Raw genomic sequence first — 1,356 nt, 5'->3', positions numbered from 1 at the left:
TTAAGGTCGTTGTGTCGGTCGCATTTTGGTCGTCGGTCACGGTCACAGGGATTGTTATCACCTGTGTTTCACCTGCTTCCAAGCTGTCGTAAGACGACGCATCGAAGCTGTAAGAACCGTCCGCATTCAGCGTCAAGCCTTCGACTGTTGACTCGGTGCTGAACACCAAGCTCGCATCGTCAGCCAGATCCACATCGCTGGCACTGATGGTGCCTGTGATGCTCGCGTCTTCTGCCACCGCACCTGTTGCGGCTTCAGCAACTGGCGCATCGTTTGTGCCGGTCACGGTAATCGTTAAGGTCGTTGTGTCGGTCGCATTTTGGTCGTCGGTCACGGTCACAGGGATTGTTATCACCTGTGTTTCACCTGCTTCCAAGCTGTCGTAAGACGACGCATCGAAGCTGTAAGAACCGTCCGCATTCAGCGTCAAGCCTTCGACTGTTGACTCGGTGCTGAACACCAAGCTCGCATCGTCAGCCAGATCCACATCGCTGGCACTGATGGTGCCTGTGATGCTCGCGTCTTCTGCCACCGCACCCTGTTGCGGCTTCAGCAACTGGCGCATCGTTTGTGCCGGTCACGGTAATCGTTAAGGTCGTTGTGTCGGTCGCATTTTGGTCGTCGGTCACGGTCACAGGGATTGTTATCACCTGTGTTTCACCTGCTTCCAAGCTGTCGTAAGACGACGCATCGAAGCTGTAAGAACCGTCCGCATTCAGCGTCAAGCCTTCGACTGTTGACTCGGTGCTGAACACCAAGCTCGCATCGTCAGCCAGATCCACATCGCTGGCACTGATGGTGCCTGTGATGCTCGCGTCTTCTGCCACCGCACCTGTTGCGGCTTCAGCAACTGGCGCATCGTTTGTGCCGGTCACGGTAATCGTTAAGGTCGTTGTGTCGGTCGCATTTTGGTCGTCGGTCACGGTCACAGGGATTGTTATCACCTGTGTTTCACCTGCTTCCAAGCTGTCGTAAGACGACGCATCGAAGCTGTAAGAACCGTCCGCATTCAGCGTCAAGCCTTCGACTGTTGACTCGGTGCTGAACACCAAGCTCGCATCGTCAGCCAGATCCACATCGCTGGCACTGATGGTGCCTGTGATGCTCGCGTCTTCTGCCACCGCACCTGTTGCGGCTTCAGCAACTGGCGCATCGTTTGTGCCGGTCACGGTAATCGTTAAGGTCGTTGTGTCGGTCGCATTTTGGTCGTCGGTCACGGTCACAGGGATTGTTATCACCTGTGTTTCACCTGCTTCCAAGCTGTCGTAAGACGACGCATCGAAGCTGTAAGAACCGTCCGCATTCAGCGTCAAGCCTTCGACTGTTGACTCGGTGCTGAACACCAAGCTCGCATCG

Annotated in this window: 2 protein-coding genes; both read right to left on the bottom strand. The window is 55.5% G+C overall.

Features of this window, described 5'->3' with window-relative positions; genetic code table 11:
• A partial coding sequence (locus tag MED121_RS00090; RefSeq protein WP_131470964.1) for a VCBS domain-containing protein occupies nt 1–565 on the bottom strand: 565 nt, incomplete at its 3' end.
• Nucleotides 474–1,356: VCBS domain-containing protein (locus MED121_RS00085; protein ID WP_009831523.1), on the bottom strand; the 883-nt coding region annotated here is incomplete at its 5' end. The genes MED121_RS00085 and MED121_RS00090, both read right to left, overlap by 92 nt.

The sequence above is a fragment of the Marinomonas sp. MED121 genome (genome assembly GCF_000153025.1).
GTDB lineage: Bacteria > Pseudomonadota > Gammaproteobacteria > Pseudomonadales > Marinomonadaceae > Marinomonas.
The sequence above is the reverse complement of the archived record's forward strand: the minus strand, read 5'-3'. Positions and strand labels throughout refer to the sequence as shown.